The organism is Candidatus Accumulibacter necessarius (genome assembly GCF_036625085.1).
In genome coordinates, this window is the sequence record NZ_JAZKUM010000003.1 from 573,770 (window position 1) to 596,771 (window position 23,002).

The following is a 23,002-nucleotide window of genomic DNA, read 5'->3' on the forward strand; positions in this document are numbered from 1 at the left end:
GTGCAGATCAGAACCGGCGCCGTCGCGACGCTCACCGCCACGCTGTGGTCTGGTGTCGCGGCGAAGGACGCCAACGTCCACACCCACGACGTGACCGATGGAAAAAGGGTCATCAGGCAACTCGACGGCAACGACCTCCATTCGCGCGAGAAGCATAGCTTCTGCTTCCAGGGCGTGCAGATTGGCGCTGGCCAGCACCGGTATCTGCCTGTAGTGGTGGCCTGGGGCGCCCTAACCGGCAAGCGCCTCCTGCTGATCAGCGGCGTGCACGGAGACCAGGTCAGCCCGGCGGGCGGGACATGTGTGTGTCGGGACTTCAGTTTGTGAAGTGGCGAAAGGCTGTAGTAGACTGCACCGCGAATTATCCAGTCAAGGGAACAGATCACGCTGTTTCCCCTTCTTACTCCGATATGAAATCGAGGACTCAATGATCAAGACTCTTCTTGCGGTACTCATCGTCACCACAACCCTGCTGGGCGGCACCGCCACCGCGCAGACCGGCTCCGGAACACTGGGCAGGATCAAGTCGGCGAAGGTCATCAACGTCGCCTATTCCCCCGATTCCCTGCCGTTCTCTTTTGTCGGAGCCAACAAGGAGCCGGCCGGGTATTCGATCGATCTGTGCAAGCGCGTCATTGCGCAGATTGCGCGTGCGGTTGGCGCCACAAACCTGAAGGTCAACTGGATTGCCGGCTCCGTCAGTGAACGCCTGCAGATGGTCGCCAAGGGGCGCGCTGATCTCGAATGCGCCAATACAACGCAGACGCAGTCGCGTCTGGCCAATGTCGATTTCTCCAATCTCATCTTCATCGATGGTGGCGGGCTGCTCGTCAAGGCCGGATCGCCGGTCAATCAGCTCAGCGACCTGGCTGGAAAGCGGGTTGCAGTGCTCAAGGGAACGACCACCGAGACCCGACTCAATGACTTGCTGCGCCTGCTCCAGATCAGCGCCACGGTGGTGACCGTCGCGGATGCCAATGGCGGCCTGGCGATGCTTGAGGCGGGCAGCGTTGACGCCTATGCCGGCGACAAGGTCAAACTCGTCGGCCTGGCCGTTCAGGCGAAGGAACCCGCCAAGCTGGCGCTGGTGGCGGAAGATATATCGATCGAACCCTACGCGATGGCCCTGCCACGCAATGACTCGGCTTTCCGTCTCGAGGTGAACAAGGCGCTGACGCAGGTCTACATGGGCGGCGACATCGAACAGATCTTCGCCGAATGGCTGGGCAAGTTGGGGCGGCCGACCGGCTTGCTGGCGGCCATGTTCCTGCTCAATTCGATTCCCAACTGAAAAAACCGTCAATCTGTACTGGAGAGAATGAAAATGACCAAGCTTTCGGGATGGCAGCGTCTTGCCGCTGTATTGAGTACGGGCTTTGCGCTGCTGCTGGCCGGTTGCGAAACAACGCCGGCGTTCCAGGTTTCCCAGCCCTCGTCGCGTGACGGCACGGTCGAGTCGATCGTCCAGGATACGGTGCAGAGCGGCAACGCCGCCGCCGCTACCATCGGCGGCGCGGTGGTCGGCGGCTTGCTCGGCAATCAGATCGGTGGCGGCCGGGGCCAGACCGCGGCCACCATCGTCGGTGCCGGCGGCGGTGCCTTCGTCGGCAACCAGGCCGCGCAGCGCCAGACCCTCGTCTGGCGCATCGGAGTGCGTTACGACGATGGCTCGCTGGCGACGATCCAGCAAACGACCGCACCGGCCCTGCGAATCGGCGACCGTGTTCGGGTCACGGGGAACGGCATCGAGTTGCTCAGACAGGGTCCTAACTGAGGGTTCTTTCGCCGCTGCGACAGGCCTGGCGTGACTCCGTTCCGGATCAAGCGACGGCGCCTGCTGATCGGCGCCGGCGTCGGCGCCTGCGGGCTGCTCACGGGTTGTGATTTCTCGCTGCGCGACGGGGTGTTCAATGCGTGTCTTGCCGAACTGCCGGCCGACCTGCGTGAGCATCCCCTCCTCACGGCCGCGTGGAACGGGCTCGACGCGGCCAAAGTCTGGGACACCCATTGCCATGTGTTCGGCAATGGCGATTCGGGCAGCGGCCTCTGGTTCAATCCGCGCATGGAGCAGATCTGGTATCCGCGTGGCTACGTGCAGCGAGAGTTCTACGTCAATGCCTCCTGCGTCGACGAAACGCCCGGCAAGGTCGACACGAGTTTCGTCGAGCGCCTGCTGGCGCAATGCCGGGGCATGGCCCCCGGCTTCCACGTCTTACTCTTCGGTTTCGACTGGGCGCGCGATGAGGGCGGCGTACCGCTGGCGGATCGCTCAACCCTCTATGTGCCGGACGACTACGTGGCCGGTCTGGCCTTCAGCCATCCTGCGCATTTCGCTTGGGTGGCGTCGATCCATCCTTACGACCCGCGCGCGCTCGATCGGCTCGACGCGGCGGCGGCGCAGGGCGCGCGGGCCATCAAGTGGCTGCCCTCGGCGCAGAACATCGACCCCGCTGACGCGCGCTGCGACCGCTTCTACGACAAACTCGTCAACTTGCGCATGCCGCTCATCACGCATGCCGGCGACGAGCGTGCGGTGCATGGCTTCGGCGAGCACCTGGGCAACCCGCTGCGCCTGCGGCGACCGCTCGACGCCGGGGTGCAGGTGGTGGTCGCACACTGTGCCTCGCTGGGTAGCGGGCACATCGACGATCTACGCTCGGCGAAACTAAGCAACTTCGAGCTGTTCGCGCAACTGATGGACAATGCGCGCTATCGCACCAACCTGTTCGGCGATATCTCGGCCATTACGCAAGGCAACCGGATGGGCGTGGTCGCCACACTGCTGGAGCGTCGCGATTGGCACGACCGCCTGTTGAATGGCTCCGACTATCCCTTGCCCGGCGTCGTACCCTTGATTTCCCTGGGGGCGCTGGTCGATTGGCACTTGCTCGATGCGAGCGCCGTCGAGCCCTTGCGCCGGCTACGCGATATCAACATTCTGCTGTACGATTTCGTGCTGAAACGCGCCCTGAACAGGGACGGTCGGGGTTTCGCGAAGCCGGTATTCGAGACCGCGCCGTTCTTCCTTCGGACAGCCTGATTGGGGAACCGCCTGTGCAACCCGGAGCCGATACGCTCTACACAGGCGTCACATGCAAGCTGATCAAATGGGCATGGATCAGTCCTCAGGGCAGGGGGGTCCAGCGTTTTCCCTGCGGGAGAAGGGCAGGGGGTGAGGGCTTACGATATTCGCACCACGCTGAGCAGCGCTCTCAAGCTTGACTCGTCGCCGGCAGCGGGGCGAGGGGCTTCGATGACACCGCTAAAACCACTTGCCTGGCTGGCGCACGGCGTGTTGCTGCTCCTGGCGCTGGCGCTCGCCGGCTGCGGCTCGCTACCGCGCAATGGCGTACCCATCGAATTGATGTCCGACGCCACCATCCCCGGTATGCCGGAGGTGCGTGCGCCGGCCGGTCTCCGGAGCCCGGTCATGGAGCGCGACATGGCGAAATCCTTTGCCCAGGAATCGTCCAGCGACTTCCCGGCAATGGCAGACGGCGTCGTGCGCTATCCGCAGCTTGCACTGTCGGGTGGAGGTGCCAATGGGGCGTTCGGTGCCGGCCTTCTGAACGGCTGGTCGAGCACCGGCAAGCGCCCGACCTTCAAGGTGGTCACTGGCGTATCGACCGGCGCGCTGATGGCGCCGTTCGCGTTTCTTGGGCCAGCCAGGGATGAGGCGCTGCACGAGTTCTACACCACCACGCGATCGCGAGACATTTTCGCGCTCGGGGCGTTCCTGTCGACCGTCAGGGAATTATTGTTCGGCGAGAGCATCGCCGACACAAGCCCGCTCGTCACGCTGATCGAGCGGCACATCGACGCGGACTTCCTGGGCGAGATTGCCCTGGCGCATCAAGGCGGCCGGCGCCTGTACATCGGGACCGTGGATCTCGATTCGCAGCGCTTCATCGTCTGGAACATGGGGCTGATCGCCACCAGCGGCCGCCCCGACGCGCTGCCACTCTTCCGCCGGGTCATGCTGGCGTCGGCCGCCATTCCCATCGCCTTTTCGCCGGTGTTCTTCGAAGTTGAAGCCGCTGGCGGGCGCTATGACGAAATGCATGTCGATGGCGGAGTGGGCGCCCAGGTGTTCGCCAGCGGCGGGCTTTTCAGCGCACGTGAACTGCGGCAGAAGGCCGGCCGCGGCAGCGCGCGCGAGGACATCTATGTGATCCACAACGGCCAACTGGCCGCAGATGCCGGGACCACGCGCCGTTCGGTTCCGGATATTGCACGGCGCACGTTCAAGGCCGCCGGCATATCGGCCGTCATCGGCGATCTCTTTCGCATCTATGCGCAGGCGTTGCGCGAACACTCCGGGTTTCACTGGATCACCATTCCCGATGGCGTAAACCTCTCTGGCGAGGAAACCTTCGATCCGGTGGTGATGCAACAACTTTACAATGTCGGTTACGAGATCGCACGCGCCGGACCGCCCTGGAACACCCTGCCGCCTGGAGTGCGCGGCGTGGCGGACACGATCGTAGTCGGTGCGGAATAATTTGGAGACGATACAGATGGGTTTGAAAAGGGTTCTCAAGTGGCTGTTGATCGGGGTTGTCGTCATCGGCGCAGCCATGTTCGCGCTGCGCTCGTATCGGGCTCTCAGCGGCCCGCCGCTGCATCCCTGGCACACCTTCGTGCCGACCGAGTTGCAGCCGGGCGAACTCGACGCAGCCGACTGGCCTCGCTATCTCGCACAGGAAGGGAAGATCTTCGAAAGTGTTCGCGCCGAGGTCAGCCAGAAACTCGATCCGGACGAGCGCGTTCCGATCAACCGCTACTTCGAGGACAGTCCGATCTATCCGGCACACTTCGCCCAGGACTGGAACCGGTCGTACGTCATGGAACCCGAAGGCCAGCCGGTCGGGGTGGTGGTGCTGCTGCACGGATTGACCGACTCCCCCTACAGCCTGCGGCACATCGCGAAGCTTTATCGTGACCGCGGCTTCGTCGCGATTGGCGTCCGTCTGCCGGGGCACGGTACCGTGCCGGCCGGCCTGAGCAAGGTGCGCTGGGAAGACTGGATGGCCGCCACGCGGCTTGGGGTTCGCGAGGCACGCCGACGTGTGCCCGCCCCTGGGCCGCTGCACCTGGTCGGTTTTTCGAACGGTGGCGCGCTCGCCATGAAGTACGCGCTGGATGCGCTCGAGGATCCGAAGCTGCTCCGTGCCGACCGCCTTGTATTGGTCACGCCGATGATCGGGATCACGCGTTTTGCGCGCTTTGCCGGTCTGGCAGGACTGCCCGCCGTGCTGCCGCCTTTTGCCAACGCGGCCTGGCTCAGCGTCGTTCCTGAGTTCAATCCCTTCAAGTACAACTCGTTCCCGGTCAACGGCGCGCGCCAGTCCTATCGCCTGACCGATACACTGCAAAGCCAGATCCAGCGTCTTTCGCGTGCTGGCCAGCTCGGCGGCCTGCCGCCGGTTCTGACCTTTCAGTCGGTCGTCGATTTCACCGTCAGCACGCCGGCGATCCTGACAGCGCTCTACTCTCTGCTGCCTGATAATGGCAGTGAGATCGTGCTTTTTGACGTGAACCGGACCGTGAAATTCGGTCCCTTGCTACGCCCATCTGCCTATGTCGCGCTCGATAGCTTGACGCCGACGACGCCACAGCCGTATCGCTTCACATCCATCATGAATGCGAACGACGACAGCGACGCGACGATCGAACGCAGCATCGCGCCGGGCCAGTTGCAGGCGGTGGACCGCGCTCTGAACCTGCCCTATCCACCTGGGATTTTTTCGCTGTCACACCTGGCGATCCCGATTCCGATGGATGATCCACTCTACGGTCTGCAGCCCGATTCGAAGTTGCGCCCCGAGTTCGGCTTCAGCCTTGGCGCCATGGGCGCGCGCGGCGAGCGAGGCGCGCTGGTGGTCGATCAGGATTTCCTGACGCGCCTGTCGTCCAACCCCTTCTTCCCGTATCTGCTCGAAAAGGTCGATGAAGGCATCAAGCGGCCGTCGGGGCCGACGGGACGCAACCTCGCCGCGAGCACAACGCCAGGCATGCCGGTGCGCCTCGAAGCCCTGCTGTCCACCTTCCTCACCGATGATACGCAACCACAGTCCTTCGCCGGCCCTTAGGACGTCGAGGAGTCGGGTGCACTGCCGCTGGGCGTTTCATTTTCCAGCCATTCTCGTCGGCGGCGGCTTTCTCGCCGTTGGCCGGCTCGTCTGACCTGCCTGGTCAAGCCGCAGCAGGGCGTCGACATGCGACACAAGGCGGTTGAGGTAATCGGGCGAGATATCGCGCAGCGACGAAAGAGTGCGCAGCACCAGCATGTGCGAATTGAGCGGACCCGCATTCCGCGGTGCCCGTTGGATGGCTTGCGACACCTGCCTGTCGGCACTGCGTGTCGCCCAGGTGTTGCGGAAATGGCGCAGGCTTTTCAACTCGCAGCGCGATTCGCTCTCTTGTGTCTGGCCTCCGTCAGCCTTTGCCGGCGAAGGTCGTGTGCCCAAGAGTGCCAGCTCGGCCAGCGGTGAACGACGGCCATCGTCTTCCAGTCTGGCGACGAACCGACCGAGGCCGCGGAAATCCCCCGCCGCGAAAAGGCGCTGCAGCTCCCCGGCAGCATCGGGATGCCGACCGGTGGCGCGTGCGATCGTCTGCCTGGCCTCGTCGCGCGTTCGTTCAAGGCGTCTCCTGCAGGCCGCCAGCGCTTCGCTCAGCCTACCGTCGAGAATTCGTCCAACAGCTCGCTCCTGCCGCTGCACCCGCCTCGCCAGCGCCTCGATGAAGTGGAAACGGAGGGGATCCAGTCGCTCGGCGCCGTCCATTCGCAAGGCGGCGATCTCGCGCTCGCGATCGGCCACTTGCCCGGGCGCTGACTGCGTCAGCCCGCTGCGCGCGGATTCAGCCATCGACCGGCATTCCCGGGCTCGACGCCCTCGGCACCGGTGCCATTTCAACTCGCCGGTTGCGCGATCGCCCGAGGTCGTCCGCGTTGGAGGCGACCGGCTGCTCCTCCCCGAAAGCCGCCGCGAAGAGCAGGGATGACGGCATCCCTTCGTCGATCAGCGCGCGGGTGACGGTCAGTGCCCTCTGCGCCGATAACTCCCAGTTGTCGGCGAAGCGGGTGCTGCCCTGGTGAATCGGTACATCGTCGGTGAAGCCGCTGACCATCAGCAACTCGTTACGCTCTCCGAGGTAGACGCGCAGCGGCTCGACCAGGGTCTTCAGGAGGAGCCGACCCTCGGGCTGCAACTGCGCCGAGTTGAACAGGAACAGGACGCTGCCGCTGATGCCGATGCGGCCATCGTTCAAGCTCACCCGCCCGGCGGTGATCGGGATGGCCAGGGCCTTTTCCAGCGCCATGCGGCGCTTTTCCTCAAGCTGCCGTTTTTGCACCTCGGCTTCGAGATGGGTCGCCAGTTCGAGCTGCACCCCGAGAACGCCAACCAGGATCAGCACGAAAGCGCCCAGCAGGCCCGACATCAGGTCACCGAAGACGGTCCATACGGGAGCGATCTGCTCGACGCCGGCGTCAGTCTCGTCCATCAGTCCGGCTGGTCAGCGGTGAATGCCGGCTTGCCGGCGAACTGACTCAGTTCGGCCACGATCTTCTCCTGCGACATGATGGAGAGATCCATGAGTTCGCGCGCCTGCGCGACGTAATAGGCGAGTTGCTCGTCACTCCTGGCGGTCGATTGATCCATGGCAGCCTCGATCCGTTGCAGACTGGCAATCAGCTTCTCATTGGCATCACCGAAGAGCTGCACGGCAAAGCCGAAGGCTTCGCTCAGGCTCGCGACTTCGACGGCGCTACCGGTGACCTGCGCGGCAACGTCGGCGAGCCTGGCCGATCCAGCGTCGAGCTGCTCGGCGAACTGACTGCCGGCAGTGCCGAGGAGCGCCGACGACGACGCGACCAGCGAATCGATCGTCGCCCGCTGTTCGCTCGACGCCTGGTCGATCGCAGCGAGCAGTGAATCGAGCGTCGCCATGATGCGGGCACGCTCGTCGAGGAGCCGATTGTCCCGCTCCAGACTGCTGGTCATCTCCTGACGCAACTGTGTAATCAGTTCGGCAGCGGCCTGCGGCGCTTCCGAGGCGGTTCTGATCAGCAGTGCCGTGTCGTCACGAGTCCTGGCGGCATCGGCTTGCGCCTGCGCGCTGAACTCGTATGCGGTCCTTTCCAGGGTCGAACAGATCCGCTCCTGCTGGGAGAGCGTTTGCAATCCCGCCTGCTGCCATTCACTCCGGAGCGCCGCTGCCATCGCCGCCAGTGATCCGGTCCACACCTCTGCTCGCTGTCGGTCGGCGTCAGCCTGATTCGTCAGCGCGGTGGACAAGGTCCCGCCAACAGCGGCCAGAAGAGACTGCGAGCGCTGCTCGAAGGTCGAATCGAAGGCAGCCAGTGAGCGCTCGATGCCACCGAGCAGTCCCTCGCTGGTGTTGCGGTGCGTAGCCAGCATCTCGATCCACGTCTCGGCGATGCGCTGGGCGGTATCGGCAAGGCGCGTGGCAAGCGTGTCCAGTTGCGCTTGCGTCGACCCGACGATTCGTTCGTGCAGCAGCTTCGTTTCAGCGGCAATGCCCGCCATCGCCGCTTCAAGCGCGGGTTTGATACTCTCGCCGGCGACCCGGGCGCTTTCGCTGAGGCTGTCGTTGAGTGAGTCGGCGACCGATCGTGCGAGACTGCCGTAGGCAGCCCTGACCTCGCTGTGGAAGCTTTCCTGGCCGGCGATCAGGCGCTCGCTCGACTGCCTTTCTCGGCGCTCCATCTGCTCCATCATCGCCTGCAGCTTGTCGACCAGGGCCGGCAGGGCCTGCGCCTGACGCTGCAGCGCTCGTAAAGTCTCCTGGCGCTGGTGGGTGAGCGAGAAAGCGCGCAGGCTGCTGGTGGCGATTTCCGTATCGAGCCGTTGCGCCGCCAGCGCTCTTTCCCGGCGGCTCAGTGCCGACATCAGGCCGAGCATTGCCGAAGCGGCAACGCCTGCCACCGAGGTACCGAAGGCCAGCCCGAGTCCCCTGATCGGCGCCGCGAGTTCGGCGCGGATTGCCTGCAGGTCGGTCGTCCCCCGCAGCGCCGATACCGCGCCATCGAGAGTGACAACCATGCCGAGAAAGGTGCCGAGCATCCCGAGCATCACCAGCAGCCCGACCAGATAAGGGGTAAGCGCCGGGCCGGGCAGGCCAATGCGCTCTCCTTCCACTCGCAAGCGGACCGGGTTGTGGAGTGACGGATGCAGTCGGCCGAGCCAATCCACCAGATTTGGCAACTGTTCGGGAATCGCCGCCAGAGCCTCCGCCAGCGACGAGGTTGCGCGGCGAAACTCGAGGATTTCAAGCGCGCCAAGCAGGTAGACGGCGGCGATGATCAGCGTCATCACCAGCGCCAGCGAATTCGAACCGGCAAAGCCGATGCCTACCCAGGCGACTGCCATGGCCCCCGCCAGGAAGGCCAGCGCGAAAACACTTCTGTTGATCAATGCCTGTCCGCCTCGTTGTGCAATGCTTCAATCAGCCCCAGCGTCGGCTGCAGGCGCAGATCCAGCTCGGCGATCAGCATCGCCTGCAGTTCCTCGCAGAAGATCGCCAGCCAGCCGCCTGGCTGCATCCATAGGAGAGGTTCATCGGCTTGCCCGCTGTCCAGCAGCGCCCGCTGATGCGCCGCGAGCAACTGCTGGAAACGCCTTTCGAGCAGCGACGGCAGCGTTGCCAGCAACTGGCGCTCACGAGCGATGAGTATCCTGTCCAGGGCTTCATCCAGGGCGGCAAGAAGCCTGAGCCTGGTCGACGCTCCTCCGGCCAGCGCCTCTCGAAGACGGCTGCGCAACGCGCGTATTCCCGGTTCCATCTCGGCCTGATGGGCGAGATAGAAGCGGCGATACGGCCCGTAGGCGGCAGCGGCTTCAGGGTCGACGCCAAGTTTCGGCAACGGCAGCCGGATTCGTGTACTGCCGCCAGCTGGCGAACAACTTGCCGTGATCGACTCGACCCGGGCTGTTCGCAGGCGGGCGAATTCCTCCTTGACGGCGACTCCCGAGCCAAGCTTCACCGCGGGCTGCACTGCCCGAGAACTCGCTGAGCCGGCGTTGTGCGCAGCGTGGAGCGTGATGGCGGCGGCAACGTCCAGCCATTGACCCAGTCTCTCTGCAGGAAACTCCTTCGACCCGGCGGCCTCAACGATGGACAGCTCAGCGAGAAGACGGATGAGTCCCGAACTGCTAAAATCAGTCCCCGGCAAGGCTTGCGTCATACTGATGTGCGTGCTCCAGATGGACCGGCAAGGGGCTGTAGGGTACTACATCTTCAGGCCGTGACCAACCCGGACGCTCGCCTGCCGCGCAGTGACACCTTCACTCAGGCTCTTCCTGGCGACATCGCTCCCCGGTCGCGCGGCGCGAAGCAGCGCGCGGGTCCACGCGGGTGAACGACCGACGAGTTGCCCTGTCGTGAACGACTGGGTGCGGCAGCTAGGCGCGTGCCAGTGGCAACGTTGATACGGCTGACGCGAGCCCGGCAGATGATGCTTATCGTGAAGACGAGCGGCGGGCGCTTCAGACCTTGATGTTGATCCGGACTTCCCCCGGGTTTTGCCGACGGCCTTTCCTGGCGCGTGTATCGAGGAGGACCGGCCGGTTTTCCGAGCGGCGCTCGGGTTGTTGTCTTCGTTCGACAGCAGGCGGCGGGCCCTCATGCTCGCGGCTGACGGGAGCGGTTGGCGACTGCGCGCGTGCTTGCTGTTCACCAAACGGGGGGGCCTGGCCACGCAATGACGTGGAAAGCTCGTTGGCGAGTCTGGCCGCATTGCCCACCGGCTCGGCTTTTCGGTCTCCTTCGAGCTCCTTGCTCACGTTTCCGAGTGGAGGCATCACGTCAGTTGGAATCTTCATTATCCAGGTTCCATGCAAGTGACCGCAAGACAAGGAATTCGGGCCGGCGGTCAGACAGTCGAATGGACGATTGCTGATGGCTGGACTCTATCACTGCAGTTGCCCGAGTTGAAACCGGCAAGTGAGGCTGATTGCCAACTTTCTGGCAGGGTCGCACGCGTCGCCTCACTGGCCAGGAGCCTCGCCGCGATCGATCCCCTTGTCTTGGGGTTTCGCAACTGCTCCGGCTTCGCTACACTTCACCGCCTGCCAGCCTGTTCGGCTCGGCTGCCTTGTACCACCTTTACTTGCTCGCTACGGCGGGGGATTCGGATCGAGATGTCTGGCAGGATGAAGCGGTTGCTGGTGTTGTTCCTCGCGGTGGTTGGCCTGGTCTGGCTCGCCTACTATGCTTACACGAGTTTCCGCCAGCCGGTTGGCCCGACGCTGCCGGCGGCGCCCGGAGGGGCTGCAGCGAAGCCGGGCGGAGCGGCCCCAGGGGGTCCGCCGGGAGGTCAACCAACACGGGTGGAGACTGCACGCGTGCTGGCGGCCGACCTGGCCCTCGATGCCACCGCTGTCGGCTCGCTGCGCTCCAACGAGTCGGTTGTCCTCCGGCCGGAGATCGCGGGGCGCATCGCAACGATCAACTTCAGGGACGGTGTTGCCGTCAGCAAGGGCTCACTGCTGCTCGCGCTGGACGCCGCCACGCAAGTGGCAGAACTGGACCAGGCGCGGGCCAGTCTGGGACTCGCGCAGGCCAATCACCAGCGGACCGAGGATTTGTTTGCCAGGAACTTCATCAGCCGGCAGGCACTTGACAACGCACAGGCGGCACTCAAGGTACAGGAAGCGGCGCTGGCGCTGGCGCAGGCCAGGCTCGACAAGACGCGCATCCGGGCGCCGTTCTCGGGCATCGTCGGCATTCGCAACGTGAGTGTTGGCGACTACGTCAAGGAGGGGCAGGAACTGGTCAATATCGAGGATATCGGCACGCTGAAGATCGACTTTCGGCTGCCGGAATCCTATCTGGCTCAATTGAAGCCGGGGCAGCAGCTGCAGGTGTCCAGCGACGCGCTACCCGGACAGCTTTTCACGGCGGTGCTCGATGCCATCAACCCGCTGGTCGAGGCCGGTGGCCGTGCGATCGCCTTGCGTGCCAGTCTGCCGAACGGCGAAGGACGCCTGCGCCCCGGCATGTTCGTGCGCGTGCGTCTGATCTTTCAGCAGCGCAGCAACGTGTTGCTGATCCCTGAGCAGGCGTTGATTCCCGACAGCAAGGTGCCTTACGTCTACCGTGTCGTTGAGGGCAAGGCGAAACGCACGCCGGTAAAAACCGGTTTGCGCCGCGATGCCCAGATCGAGGTCGTTGAGGGACTGAGTGCCGACGACGAGGTCGTGACCGCGGGGCAGATGAAGCTGCGCGATGGCGCGGCGGTGCGCGCCGCTGGTGAAGGCGCTGCCGTTGCTCAGCCGGCAGCCGCGCCGGCCAGCGCTTCCAGCGTGCCTGCTGCCGGAGCGGGGGGGCAGGGCAAATGAAGATCTCCGAGCTGTGCATCCGTCGTCCGGTTTTTGCGACCGTGCTCTCGCTGGGGATCATGCTGATCGGATTGGTCTCCTACACCCGCCTGCCGGTGCGCGAGTATCCGAAGATAGATGAGCCGGTGGTGACCGTCGATACCACCTATCGCGGCGCTTCGGCCGAGATTGTCGAATCGCAGATCAGCAAGCCGCTCGAGGATTCACTGGCCGGCATCGAGGGCGTCGATGTCATCACCTCGATCTCGCGCCAGGAGAACAGCCAGATCTCGGTGCGCTTCAAACTCGAACGTAATCCCGACTCGGCGGCATCGGATGTGCGCGACCGCGTTTCGCGCGTTCGCAACAAGCTGCCCGCCGATATCGACGAGCCGGTGATTGCCAAGGTCGAAGCCGATGCCAATCCGATCATCTGGATTGCCTTTTCATCCGACCAGCATTCGGCGCTCGAAGTCACCGACTTCGCCAACCGGATCGTCAAGCCGCGCCTGCAGACGCTGCCCGGTGCGGCCGACGTGCGCGTCTTCGGCGAGCGCAAATTCGCCATGCGCATCTGGCTCGATCGTGATCGCCTGGCCGCTTTCAATCTGACGCCGCAGGACGTCGAGGATGCCTTGCGGCGGCAGAACGTCGAGGTGCCGGCTGGCCGCATCGAAAGCGAGAGCCGTGAATTCTCGGTGGTTGCGCGCACCGATCTGACCGAGCCGGCACAGTTTGCCGAGATCATCGTCAAACAGGCGGCCGACGCCAGGGGCAGCTACCCGGTGCGCATCGCCGACCTCGGCCGGGTCGAAATCGGCGCCGCTTCGGAGCGCAGCAGCGTGCGCTTCAAGGGCCGGCCGGCCGTCGCCCTGGGGGTCATCAAACAGGCGACAGCGAACCCGCTGGAGCTTTCGCGCGCGCTGCGCGCCGAGTTGCCGAAGGTAATCAGCGAACTGCCGCCGGGAATGACCGCGAACATCGCCTACGACTCATCGGTGTTCATCGACCGCTCGATCGATGCGGTATTCAAGACCATCGGTGAGGCGATGCTTTTGGTACTGCTGATCATCTTCTTCTTTCTGCGCAATTTCCGCGCCACGCTGATCCCGCTGGTGACGATTCCGGTGTCGCTGATCGGTGCCTTTGCGTTGATGCTGGTGCTCGGTTTCACCATCAACACGCTGACCTTGCTGGCGCTGGTGCTGGCGATCGGCCTGGTGGTCGACGACGCAATCGTCGTGCTGGAGAACATCTACCGCCATATCGAGGCAGGCATGCCGAGAAGGCAAGCGGCTTTTCAGGGTGCGCAGGAGATCGGCTTCGCAGTCGTCGCGATGACCATCACCCTGGCCGCGGTGTACGCGCCGGTGGCGTTCATGACTGGGCGTACCGGCAAGCTGTTCGTTGAGTTCGCGCTGACCCTGGCGGGGGCGGTGCTGGTATCCGGCTTCGTGGCGTTGACGCTGTCGCCGATGATGTGCTCGCTGCTGCTCAAGCACGAGACGCGGCACGGCAAGGCCTATCTGTGGGTCGAGCGCTTTCTTGACGGCATGACCCGTGGCTACCGGCGGCTGCTCACGGCCGCGCTGGGGCGGCGCTGGCTGGTGATGCTGGTGTTCGCCCTGGTTGCCGGCTCGAACGTGCTGCTGCTCGGTGCGCTGAAGTCCGAGCTGGCGCCGATCGAAGACCGCGGGGTCATCATCGGCGTCTTTCTCGGGCCCGAAGGCGCAACGCTCGACTACACCGACCGCTACGCGCGGGAGATCGAAGGCATCTACGCCAATACCCCCGATATCGAGCGCTACTTCGTGGTCTCCGGCAACCCCACTGTCAGTCAGGGGATTTCCTTTGTCGGCCTCGCAGACTGGAATGAACGTCAGCGCAACTCCGCCGCGGTGGTCAAGGAACTGTTCCCGAAGTTCATGGGCATCCCTGGCGTGCTGGCGTTTCCCGTCCTGCCACCTTCACTGGGCCAGAGCCCGCGCGAGCGACCAATCAATTTCGTCATCGTGACCTCGGCATCCTACGCGGAGCTGGAGCAGATGACCGGCAGGATTCTCGAAGAAGTGGCAAAAAACCCGGGATTCACCAACGTCGATACCGATCTCAAGCTGAACAAGCCCGAACTGTCGGTGATCGTCAATCGCGACAAGTCGATGGATACCGGCGTGCAGATCGAAACCGTCGGCCGGACGCTGGAAACCATGCTCGGTGGTCGCCAGGTTACCCGCTTCAAGCGTGAAGGTGAGCAGTATGACGTGATCGTCCAGGTGGCAGATGCTGATCGCGCAACGCCTTCCGACATCCGCGACATCTTCGTTCGCGCGAAGGATGGCAGCATGATTCCGCTGGCCAATCTGCTGACCGTTGACGAGACGGTCAGCCCACGCGAACTGAACCATTTCGGGCAACGACGGGCGGTCACCATCACCGCCAACCTGACACCGGGCTACGCCATGGGCGAAGCGCTGAAGTTCCTCGAAGCGACGGCCGGACGCGTGCTGCCGGCGGGCTACGCTGTCGACTATGCCGGCCAGTCACGCGAGTTCAAGCTCTCGTCGTCGTCGCTGGCGCTGACCTTCATCCTCGCGCTGGCCTTCATCTATCTGGTGCTGGCCGCCCAGTTCGAGAGTTTCCGCGACCCGTTCATCATCATGCTGACGGTGCCGCTGTCGATGACCGGCGCCCTGCTGGCCCTGCTGCTCAGCGGCGGGACACTCAATGTGTACAGCCAGATCGGGCTGGTGACGCTGGTCGGTCTGATCACCAAGCACGGCATCCTGATCGTCGAGTTCGCCAACCAGTTGCAGCAGCAGGGTCGCGACCTCCGGCAGGCGGTTATCGAGGCATCCGAGCTGCGCCTGCGGCCGATCCTGATGACCACCGGGGCGATGGTGCTGGGGACCATCCCGCTCGCTCTGGCGAGAGGTGCAGGTGCCGAGAGCCGGCAGCAGATCGGTTGGGTCATTGTCGGTGGCCTGTTGCTCGGTACCTTGTTCACGCTCTTCGTCGTGCCGACCGTTTATACCCTGCTCGCCAGACGCAAGGCCGCTGGCGCCGAGGTGGTCGAGGCGACGACCCCGGCGGCCTGAGCTCCAGGCAGGCTAGCAGGCTAGCAGGCTAGAGGCAGAGGACCGAGGCAACCGGTTTCCTTTCACCCCACGGGCGAGTATGCTTTCGAGTCATGCTGTTGCGGATGGCGCAACGGTTTCGCCCGGCCTGGAGATGGTGCTCATGAACCTCGAGAAAGTGGTTTTTGGTTTCTTTATTGTGCTTGCCGCAACGCTGAACTTCGGCTTCTTCATCGGCGAAATCGACGAGCCAAGGCACCATCACATCTACGAGTTGTTCGCCGCCATAGTCGTCAATCTGATAGCCACGGTGCTCAAGTTCGGTGACCGCACGCAGATCGGCGCGGTGCATCTGTCCACCAGCCTGGTAGCCGACCTGCAACTGGTCGCGGCCGCCTGTGTCTGGGCTATCGCGGTACATGTCACGGGCGAGGGGATGTCGGCGGATGTCACCACCAGCGTGGTTTCGCTGAGCGGCGGGGCACTGTTTGCCAACGTCGTTTCAGTCATTCTGCTGATCGCGGAAACCGTGATGTTGCGGCGCTAGCGATGGCGTTGCAATGAACGCCAGCGTCTTCTTTCTCGCGCTGCGGCGGATGCGTGCACCGCTGATCGTGCTGATCGTCATCTATGCGCTGTCAACGCTGGGCCTGACGCTGATTCCCGGGATTGACGCGCAAGGCCAGCCGGCACCACCGATGAGTTTTTTCCACGCCTTTTACTTTGTCAGCTATACCGCCAGCACGATCGGTTTCGGCGAACTGCCAGTGGCGTTTTCCGAGGCGCAGCGGATGTGGGTCTCGGTGGTGATCTTCCTCTCGGTGATCGGCTGGTCATACTCGATCATCAGCCTGTTGTCGCTGGTCCAGGACAAGGGCTTTCAGCAGGTTCTGCTGACGGCGGGTTTCGTACGTCGCGTCAAACAGCTCGGCGAGCCTTTCTACATCCTCTGTGGTTGCGGCGAGACCGGCCTGCTGATCGCGCGCGCCCTCGACCGTGAGGGCATACGTGTCGTCGCTATCGAGCGTAGCGAAGCAAGAATCCAGGAACTCGAACTCGAGGACTTCGCCGCTGACATTCTCGCACTCTGTGCCGATGCGGCGCAGCCGCAACAGCTTTTGATGGCGGGCCTCGAGCACCGGAGTTGCCGCGGCGTGCTGGCAATCACCGATGACGATTCGGCCAACCTGGCTGTGGCGATTGCCAGCCGCCTGATCAATCCCCGCCTGATGGTCGTCGCCCGGGTCGCGAGTCCAGCGATCGAGCGCAACATGATGTCGTTTGGTACCCACTACGTAGTCAATCACTTCGAGAAATTCGCTGACTATCTGGCGCAGGCGATTCATTCCCCGAACTGGTTCCGCCTGGTTGACCTGCTCACCGGTCTGCCGGGTCAGGAAGTGCCCGAGCGACACGACCCACCGGCCGGTGACTGGATCGTCTGTGGCTACGGGCGCTTCGGGCAGGCAGTCGTACGAAATCTGACGCGACAGGGGGTCAGGCTGACGGTCATCGAGCCGGATTCCTCTCTACCGATCAACGTTCATCACATCGTTGGCCATGGCACGGAAGCGGAGCCACTGCGGCAGGCCGGGATAGAGACGGCGGTGGGCATCGTCGCCGGCGGTGACAGCGATACCAACAACCTGTCGATTGCCATGACCGCCAAGGAGGTCAACCCGGATCTGTTTGTCGTGGTTCGCCAGAACCGGGTGGCAAACCAGGTCCTGTTCGACGCCTACGACGCGGACTTCACCATGGTGCCTTCGCGGATTGTGGCACGTGAATGCCTGGCGCTGATCACCTCACCCTTGCTGGCGCGCTTTCTCGGGCTGGTTCGTAGCTGGCCAGAGGCGCGTGCTGCTGCCATTGCCAAACAACTCGAAGAACTCTGTGGTCAGCGCGTACCGCTGGTCTGGGGGGTGCGGATCAACGCGGCGGAAGCACCGGCGGTGCACCGCCTGCTGATGATGGAGCAGGCGACGATCGCCCTCGGTGTCCTGCGTCGGGACCCGGCGGCGCATCAGGAGTCGCTGCCGCTGCTGCCGCTGTTGCTGGTACGTGACGGTCGCGACCACGAACTGCCGGTCGACGAGATGATGCTGCAACCCGGTGATCAGCTCCTTTTCGCCGGGACGCGCGTCGCCAAGGCGGCCCAGAACCTGTCGCTCGACAATCGAAACGCGCTCGACTACGTGCTCACGGGTCGCGATGCGCAGGGCTGGTTGTGGCGCTTGCTGAGCCAATCCGGGAAGGCTGCGGCGCGCGATACGACGCGGCCTTAGCGGCCCCGTCGGTCGGAACCCCGCCTCGGGTCAGCTCCCGAATCCTGGTCTCGGCACGCGGCCGGCGCGGCTGATCGAAGCAGTCGCCTCCGCTCGATCAGGGTACTCCGAGGAGCAGGTAGAGATTGGAATAGCCGCCGGTCGAGCCCGAGGTCGAATAGCCGTAACCGAAGTAGACCGGGCCCAGCGGGGTCTCACCACCGAGATAGATCGCGGTCGAGTTGATCCAGCCTTTCAGTTCGGTTTCGGTATAGGGGGTACCAACTTTGGCCGCTTCGACTATCAGCCCGAGCCGCATGTCTCCCCGCAGGCCAAGTGGCAGCCGGCCGATGATCCTTTCCGCGCGCAGACTGCCATAGGTCATGTCGTCCCCCTTCAGTTGGCCAGGAGCAAAGGCGGTCATGTTGAACACGCCCCCGAGGCTCCCGGAATCGTAGATCGGCAGTTGCCCGACAGGGGAACCCTGATACGACACGCGGCTATTCAGCACCCAGTCGCCCATGCTCGTGTAGACACCCGCAGTGGCGTTGAGTTTGCTGAAGCCTTCGGCCGCCGAGTCGAAATAAGTGACCTTTGAGAACCAGCCCGTGGTCGGGAAATAAAGGCGGTCGGAACTATCGAGGTTGGCCTGCGCAATCCAGCCGCCATAGCGCTTCGACAGATCCGGCAGGAAGGGAGAGCCAACATCGAGCTTGGCGTTCCACCAGTTTTCCTCCCAACCGGCACGGACCTGACCCAGCGTGCCGAGGTTGATCCCCCCGCTGAGTCTGGCTACGCCCTGGGTGACGCGGTATTCGGCGAGCTTGTTGTCGTTCTGAAAAATCGGGCTAACCTGGCTGCCATAAGCCAGATTGGTCTCCAGGAAGTAGCGCTGGCGCTCGTCGACCGGTTGGTAATAGTCCATCCCTACGCGGTTGACCGAGCCGATCTCGCCGAAGGCCACGAATTCCCCCCCAAGATAGTTCAGCCAGGTTTTCTGATAGGCGAGACGCAAGGTGTAGCTGGAGTCGCTCGTGAAGTTGCTGTCGAGACTGACGCCGTAGCGGAGGTAATCGGGGCCCCAACTTTTCTCAAGTGGCGTCACGCGCAGAATGTTGCGCTCACGCGTCGTCAGCAGCGTGTAATCGACGTTTTCGTAATAGCCATCGCCATAGGTCTTCATCAGACTGTCGTTGATGCCGGGTGGCGAAACAGGGTCACCTGGCTTGATTCCGATATGCTGCTCGACCATGGCCGGGTTGACCCGCTTGAGTCCGGCGATCTGGATCTCGTGCACGGTCGGCGCCTCGCGTCGGGCAAGCTGGATGTTCTCCGACCAGGCTGCATAGTCGGCTTCGCTGACTGCCAGTGGACGCAGGCGATCAGCAAGCGCTTCGGTTGCCGCGACGCCCCGGTCAGCCGTTTCCGAAGTGCGCTTGAAGTCTCCGGCGGTGATTCCTTCAAGGTCCGGCTTGATGTAGATGTCGGTTGGTTTGAGGGTGGCCAGCGAGCGGACGACGTTCTGCTCCGTCAGGATATTGATCATCTGGGCCGCAACACTCAGCAGGCTGCCGATTTCATCTGCCTTCAACAGCGGCGAACCGACGTTGACGGCAATCGCGATGTCTGCCTGACAGCGCGAACGCGCTTCGTCGATCGGTACGTTATTGACCAGGCCACCGTCCACCAGCTTCTGTCCGTCGATCTCGACCGGCGACATCAGGCCGGGAACCGACATGCTGGCGCGCATCGCCGATGACAGGCTACCGCTGCGGAAGACCACCTGCTGGCCATGAACGATATCGGTTGCGATGATCGAGAGCGGCAGCGGCAGATCCTCGATCCTGCGCTCGCCGACATTGTCGCCCACCAGTTGGTTGAAGAAGAGTTTGATCTTCTGTCCGGTGACGATCCCCGTCTGATACCTCAGGCCATTGGGGCCGACGCCGGTTTCCGAGGCGGGCAGGTAACGCCTGTCCTGCACCTTGTTGCGAAAACTGCGCTGCGAGTAGGGCGGGGTATCCTGGAACAGGTCGTCCCAATCCGCTTTGGCGAGCTCTTCGCGCATCTTCGCTGGCGACATGCCGCCGGCGTATACGCCGGCGACCAGCGCGCCCATGCTGGTGCCGGCGACGCAGTCAACCGGCACGCGCAGCTTCTCTAGCACCTCGAGGACGCCAATGTGCGCCGCACCGCGTGCGCCACCGCCGCCGAGGATCAAGGCGACACGCGGCCTGGCTACCTCGGCGGCAGCGTTGGCCAGCGCCGCCGTGGCAAGCAGTGCGAGCAGAAGCAGGCCCCGCCATGAAACACTGTTCATGATTCGAGAATGGTCAGCCTTGCCGTGGCAAGCAGTGCGAGCAGCTGGCGCCACCAGGAAACAATGTTCACGACTGGAGGATGGTCAGCGCGGCCTGCGCGTGCTCCGCCGCATCGCGGCCCAGGCTTGTCAGGTAGCCGCCGTCGACCAGCGTCAGCAGCCCCTTGGCATGCAGCCGCCGTGTTGCTGCGATGATTGCCGGATCGGCGGTCTTGTGAATCTTGATTCCCTGCTGGGTAGTTCCGAGATCGAAATGGATCAGTGTATTGAGTTCATCGACCAGATCGGGCGTGAAGGGCATGGCAGTTCCTCGTTGGTCGAAACCAGTGGTGACGATGGGGCTGCATTTTAGCGCGCCTTGCGCGGCCGGCGCTCAGGAACTGCACGAGAGCATCGAACAACCTGCCCGGTGCCTAGCCCAATCGGGCCGTTTGGCGCTGAACGCTTCCCGCCCCGGTTGTTCATCACAGGGCCGGCGCAGGACGTCGAGCAAGTCGTGAATCATCTGCGTGTCGCCCTGTTCGGCGCGGTCGATTGCCTGCTGCGCCAGGTAGTTGCGCAGCACATAGCGCGGGTTGGCGGCGTTCATGCGCGCCAGGCGCCGCTCTGCCGGCTCTCTGTCCTGCCGCAGGCGGGCAGCGTAGCGCGCCAGCCAGCGCGTCAGGCCGCCGGCGAAGCGCTGGCGCAGATCTTCGCGGTAGAAGGATTCACGCACGACATCGATGCTTGGCTGCTCGATGTCCAGTCGGGCGAGGCTGCGGAAGAACTCGGTCATGTCGATTTCTGCCCGGTGCATGAGCTCAAAGAGATCCTCGAGCAGATCAACATCGTCGTGAAGCCAATGCCGAAAGCCCAGCTTGGCGGCAAATGCGGTGCAGAACTCGGTGGCATAGACCTGGTCATAACGTTCGAGAGCGTCGCCCAGCGCGTCCGGCTGTGGCGTCAGCATGGCCAGCGCGTCGGCCAGTCGTTCGAGATTCCAGCGCGCGATTGCCGGTTGCCGGGCAAAACAGTAGCGTCTGCTCGATGCATCGGTGGTGTTGGGCGTCCAGCCGGGATCGAAGTTGTCGACCCAGCCGTAGGGGCCGTAGTCGATGGTCAGACCGAGGATCGACATGTTGTCGGTATTCATTACCCCGTGCACGAAGCCGACGCGCATCCAGTGCACCATCAGGCGTGCCGTTCGCTCGCAGATTTCGCTGAACCAGGCGGCCAGGCCGTGCGCTGGGTCGAGGGCCAGCTCGGGGAAATCGCGGGCGATGGTGAACTCGACCAGGCGTTGCAGCAGAGCGCGCTCGCCGCGGGCGGCCGGTAGCTCGAAGTGGCCGAAGCGGGTAAACGAGGGTGCGACGCGGCAAACGATCGCGCCCGGTTCGGCAACCGGATGCCCGTCGTAGAACATGTCGCGTACCACCGATTCGCCGGTGGTCACCAGGCTCAGCGCGCGCGTCGTCGGTACCCCCAGATGATGCATCGCCTCGCTGCACAGGAACTCGCGAATCGACGAGCGCAGCACCGCGCGTCCGTCTGCCCGCCGCGAGTACGGTGTCGGGCCGGCGCCCTTGAGTTGCAGTTCAAAGCGCTGGCCGGCGCGGTTGATCGCCTCGCCAAGCAGAATCGCCCGGCCGTCGCCGAGCTGCCCGGCCCACTGACCAAACTGGTGGCCACCATAGCAGCTAGCGTAACTGACCATCCCTGGCAACAGGGCGTTGCCGGCCAGTGCAGCAAGCAAAGCCGGCGCGGCCATCGCCTGTTCGTCGAGATCAAGCGCTAACGCGACTTCGCGTGAATAGGCGAGCAGGCGGGGCGCGGCAACCGGAGTCGGATCGACCGGTGACCAGCAGGCGCCGAAGACGTGCCGCGGCAGGTTGAGAGCTTCCGGGTCACCAGGCAGATCACGGACGAAAAGGTTATCGAAGTCAAGCATCAGCCGACCGGTTCCCAGCAGCGTTGGCCGACCAGCGGCTGGAAGTGGTCATGTTCATCCGGGCAGCGGGCGATCACCCACGCCGGACCAGATCGACGATCTGAGCCGTATCCAGCGTCCGCGCCCGGGCCTGCATCTCGGGCAGATAGCGGCTCTGCAGGCCCTTGGCCTCGCCGAGCACGTTGTCGAAGGCTTCGCGCAACATCTGCGTCGAGAAGCTGCGGCCACCGGCGTAGTATCGCCGGGCGACGTGACCGAGCGCATAGGTGCTGGCGAAGCTCATGCCCGAGCTGACCGCCTGCTTCCCGAGGCCGCCCAACAGGCCGCCACCGACTTTGCCGAGCAGGCCGCCAAGCAGCTTGCGCCCGGCCTGTTCGAGATACTGTGACGTCAGCCCGACGCCGAGCGTGGCCAGAAAGTCCTTGATATGGCTGCGGTCGAGTTCGAAACCGTAGGACTTGCCGATGCGGTAGACCAGCTTCATCTGCAGCGGAATGATGGCCATCGTCGATAGCGATTCCGGCAGCAGTTCCAGCGCCCCGTTGAGGATCGCCGCGTTGAGGATGGCCTGGTCCATTTCGCCCTCGCTCATCGTCGACGCGTAGCCGGCGGCGGGCGTGGCCGGCGCATTCTGCGCCTGCGGCGCCGTCCCGGCGCCGATGTCAGGGTTTGCCGCGATCGGCAGTGCGGCGATCGCTTCCGCCTGCCGCGCATAGGCTGCCGACTGCTGAACGTCGAGCCCCAGGGCGCCACGCAGATCGGCGAGAAAGGCCTGCTCGGCCGCCGATTGGACGCCGTCGGCATCGCAGACGCAGACCGCCATTTCGAAGGCGAGTTGCCGCGCCTCCGGGGTCGTCAGTGCCGCCACCGCCGAGGGCATCGCCACGCGTTTGAGCAATACATCCTGATAGAGGGCAGCGAGATTGATCGATCGATCGCCGGCCAGGGCGTCGGCAATGCGCTTGAGTTCGGCACGCTCGGACTCGTCCTTCATGCCGTCGGCGAAGGCAGCCATCAGGCTGAGCGTAAGAATGGCTTTCTGCTCCTGCTCGTTCATGCAAAGTGTCTCC

General features: G+C 63.9%; 18 protein-coding genes and 1 pseudogene. 10 read left to right on the forward strand and 9 right to left on the reverse strand.

Annotated features, from left to right (window positions below; all coding sequences use genetic code 11):
- From V5B44_RS10920 to V5B44_RS10945, 6 genes are all read left to right on the forward strand, one after another.
- Entirely contained in the window at positions 1 to 327 is a 327-nt protein-coding gene (locus V5B44_RS10920; protein ID WP_332359059.1) for a hypothetical protein, read from the forward strand.
- A gap of 100 nt (positions 328 to 427) precedes the next feature.
- Positions 428 to 1,291 carry an amino acid ABC transporter substrate-binding protein gene (locus tag V5B44_RS10925; RefSeq protein WP_332359060.1) on the forward strand — a complete coding sequence of 288 codons (864 nt, stop codon included), beginning with the start codon at positions 428 to 430 and terminating at the stop codon, positions 1,289 to 1,291.
- Between the two features lie 27 nt (positions 1,292 to 1,318).
- Positions 1,319 to 1,774 (forward strand): glycine zipper 2TM domain-containing protein, encoded by a 456-nt coding sequence (locus V5B44_RS10930; protein WP_332359061.1) that lies wholly within the window; start codon positions 1,319 to 1,321, stop codon positions 1,772 to 1,774.
- A gap of 30 nt (positions 1,775 to 1,804) precedes the next feature.
- Positions 1,805 to 3,040: an amidohydrolase family protein gene (locus tag V5B44_RS10935; protein WP_332359062.1), complete on the forward strand. Its 1,236-nt coding sequence runs from the start codon at positions 1,805 to 1,807 to the stop codon at positions 3,038 to 3,040.
- A gap of 213 nt (positions 3,041 to 3,253) precedes the next feature.
- Positions 3,254 to 4,501, forward strand: coding sequence for a patatin-like phospholipase family protein (locus V5B44_RS10940; protein ID WP_434735436.1), 1,248 nt, complete (start codon positions 3,254 to 3,256; stop codon positions 4,499 to 4,501).
- A gap of 16 nt (positions 4,502 to 4,517) precedes the next feature.
- The gene (locus V5B44_RS10945) at positions 4,518 to 6,092 is read left to right on the forward strand and encodes an alpha/beta hydrolase (protein WP_332359063.1); all 1,575 of its coding nucleotides are present in this window, start codon (positions 4,518 to 4,520) and stop codon (positions 6,090 to 6,092) included.
- A 36-nt stretch (positions 6,093 to 6,128) separates the two neighbouring features.
- Here V5B44_RS10945 and V5B44_RS10950 read toward each other — a convergent pair whose 3' ends face one another.
- The 5 genes from V5B44_RS10950 to V5B44_RS10970 all read right to left on the reverse strand — a co-directional run bounded on the left by V5B44_RS10950 (position 6,129) and on the right by V5B44_RS10970 (position 10,850).
- Positions 6,129 to 6,872, reverse strand: a complete 744-nt coding sequence (locus tag V5B44_RS10950) for a DUF2894 domain-containing protein (protein ID WP_332359064.1) — start codon at positions 6,870 to 6,872, stop codon at positions 6,129 to 6,131.
- Positions 6,865 to 7,509: an OmpA family protein gene (locus V5B44_RS10955; RefSeq protein ID WP_332359065.1), complete on the reverse strand. Its 645-nt coding sequence runs from the start codon at positions 7,507 to 7,509 to the stop codon at positions 6,865 to 6,867. The genes V5B44_RS10950 and V5B44_RS10955 overlap by 8 nt, the downstream gene beginning before the upstream one ends.
- Positions 7,509 to 9,443 (reverse strand): DUF802 domain-containing protein, encoded by a 1,935-nt coding sequence (locus V5B44_RS10960; RefSeq protein WP_434735433.1) that lies wholly within the window; start codon positions 9,441 to 9,443, stop codon positions 7,509 to 7,511. The genes V5B44_RS10955 and V5B44_RS10960 overlap by 1 nt, the downstream gene beginning before the upstream one ends.
- Positions 9,440 to 10,213 (reverse strand): DUF3348 domain-containing protein, encoded by a 774-nt coding sequence (locus tag V5B44_RS10965; protein WP_332359066.1) that lies wholly within the window; start codon positions 10,211 to 10,213, stop codon positions 9,440 to 9,442. Before V5B44_RS10965 ends, V5B44_RS10960 begins: the two co-directional genes overlap by 4 nt.
- Before the next feature lie 301 nt (positions 10,214 to 10,514).
- Positions 10,515 to 10,850 (reverse strand): hypothetical protein, encoded by a 336-nt coding sequence (locus V5B44_RS10970; protein ID WP_332359067.1) that lies wholly within the window; start codon positions 10,848 to 10,850, stop codon positions 10,515 to 10,517.
- A 330-nt stretch (positions 10,851 to 11,180) separates the two neighbouring features.
- Between V5B44_RS10970 and V5B44_RS10975 the strand changes: the two genes are divergently transcribed.
- From V5B44_RS10975 to V5B44_RS10990, 4 genes are all read left to right on the forward strand, one after another.
- Positions 11,181 to 12,368 carry an efflux RND transporter periplasmic adaptor subunit gene (locus V5B44_RS10975; RefSeq protein ID WP_434735434.1) on the forward strand — a complete coding sequence of 396 codons (1,188 nt, stop codon included), beginning with the start codon at positions 11,181 to 11,183 and terminating at the stop codon, positions 12,366 to 12,368.
- A complete protein-coding gene (locus V5B44_RS10980) occupies positions 12,365 to 15,442 on the forward strand; it encodes an efflux RND transporter permease subunit (protein WP_332359069.1) in 3,078 nt (1,025 codons plus the stop codon). Before V5B44_RS10975 ends, V5B44_RS10980 begins: the two co-directional genes overlap by 4 nt.
- A 142-nt stretch (positions 15,443 to 15,584) precedes the next feature.
- The gene (locus V5B44_RS10985) at positions 15,585 to 15,968 is read left to right on the forward strand and encodes a DUF6394 family protein (RefSeq protein ID WP_287632082.1); all 384 of its coding nucleotides are present in this window, start codon (positions 15,585 to 15,587) and stop codon (positions 15,966 to 15,968) included.
- A 13-nt stretch (positions 15,969 to 15,981) separates the two neighbouring features.
- Positions 15,982 to 17,706, forward strand: a complete 1,725-nt coding sequence (locus V5B44_RS10990) for a potassium channel family protein (RefSeq protein WP_332359070.1) — start codon at positions 15,982 to 15,984, stop codon at positions 17,704 to 17,706.
- A 97-nt stretch (positions 17,707 to 17,803) separates the two neighbouring features.
- On the opposite strand, the gene V5B44_RS10995 is transcribed toward V5B44_RS10990, so the two are convergent.
- The 4 genes and pseudogenes from V5B44_RS10995 to V5B44_RS11010 all read right to left on the reverse strand — a co-directional run.
- Positions 17,804 to 20,005, reverse strand: coding sequence for a patatin-like phospholipase family protein (locus V5B44_RS10995; RefSeq protein ID WP_332359071.1), 2,202 nt, complete (start codon positions 20,003 to 20,005; stop codon positions 17,804 to 17,806).
- Between the two features lie 67 nt (positions 20,006 to 20,072).
- Positions 20,073 to 20,306 carry a TIGR02647 family protein gene (locus tag V5B44_RS11000; protein ID WP_332344890.1) on the reverse strand — a complete coding sequence of 78 codons (234 nt, stop codon included), beginning with the start codon at positions 20,304 to 20,306 and terminating at the stop codon, positions 20,073 to 20,075.
- Between the two features lie 72 nt (positions 20,307 to 20,378).
- The gene (locus V5B44_RS11005) at positions 20,379 to 21,932 is read right to left on the reverse strand and encodes a protein adenylyltransferase SelO (RefSeq protein ID WP_332359072.1); all 1,554 of its coding nucleotides are present in this window, start codon (positions 21,930 to 21,932) and stop codon (positions 20,379 to 20,381) included.
- A gap of 73 nt (positions 21,933 to 22,005) precedes the next feature.
- Positions 22,006 to 22,992: pseudogene (locus tag V5B44_RS11010) on the reverse strand (YcjF family protein); the annotation flags it as partial.
- Positions 22,993 to 23,002: the final 10 nt, after the last annotated feature.

Excerpts from the sequence above, each read along its gene's own strand:
- V5B44_RS10990 (WP_332359070.1), top strand. The coding sequence starts at position 15,982 with ATGAACGCCAGCGTCTTCTTTCTCGCGCTGCGGCGGATGCGTGCACCG.
- V5B44_RS11005 (WP_332359072.1), bottom strand. The coding sequence starts at position 21,932 with ATGCTTGACTTCGATAACCTTTTCGTCCGTGATCTGCCTGGTGACCCG.
- V5B44_RS10955 (WP_332359065.1), bottom strand. The coding sequence starts at position 7,509 with ATGGACGAGACTGACGCCGGCGTCGAGCAGATCGCTCCCGTATGGACC.
- V5B44_RS10980 (WP_332359069.1), top strand. The coding sequence starts at position 12,365 with ATGAAGATCTCCGAGCTGTGCATCCGTCGTCCGGTTTTTGCGACCGTG.
- V5B44_RS10985 (WP_287632082.1), top strand. The coding sequence starts at position 15,585 with ATGAACCTCGAGAAAGTGGTTTTTGGTTTCTTTATTGTGCTTGCCGCA.
- V5B44_RS10930 (WP_332359061.1), top strand. The coding sequence starts at position 1,319 with ATGAAAATGACCAAGCTTTCGGGATGGCAGCGTCTTGCCGCTGTATTG.
- V5B44_RS11000 (WP_332344890.1), bottom strand. The coding sequence starts at position 20,306 with ATGCCCTTCACGCCCGATCTGGTCGATGAACTCAATACACTGATCCAT.
- V5B44_RS10940 (WP_434735436.1), top strand. The coding sequence starts at position 3,254 with ATGACACCGCTAAAACCACTTGCCTGGCTGGCGCACGGCGTGTTGCTG.
- V5B44_RS10975 (WP_434735434.1), top strand. The coding sequence starts at position 11,181 with ATGAAGCGGTTGCTGGTGTTGTTCCTCGCGGTGGTTGGCCTGGTCTGG.
- V5B44_RS10970 (WP_332359067.1), bottom strand. The coding sequence starts at position 10,850 with ATGAAGATTCCAACTGACGTGATGCCTCCACTCGGAAACGTGAGCAAG.
- V5B44_RS10945 (WP_332359063.1), top strand. The coding sequence starts at position 4,518 with ATGGGTTTGAAAAGGGTTCTCAAGTGGCTGTTGATCGGGGTTGTCGTC.
- V5B44_RS10965 (WP_332359066.1), bottom strand. The coding sequence starts at position 10,213 with ATGACGCAAGCCTTGCCGGGGACTGATTTTAGCAGTTCGGGACTCATC.
- V5B44_RS10995 (WP_332359071.1), bottom strand. The coding sequence starts at position 20,005 with ATGAACAGTGTTTCATGGCGGGGCCTGCTTCTGCTCGCACTGCTTGCC.
- V5B44_RS10925 (WP_332359060.1), top strand. The coding sequence starts at position 428 with ATGATCAAGACTCTTCTTGCGGTACTCATCGTCACCACAACCCTGCTG.
- V5B44_RS10950 (WP_332359064.1), bottom strand. The coding sequence starts at position 6,872 with ATGGCTGAATCCGCGCGCAGCGGGCTGACGCAGTCAGCGCCCGGGCAA.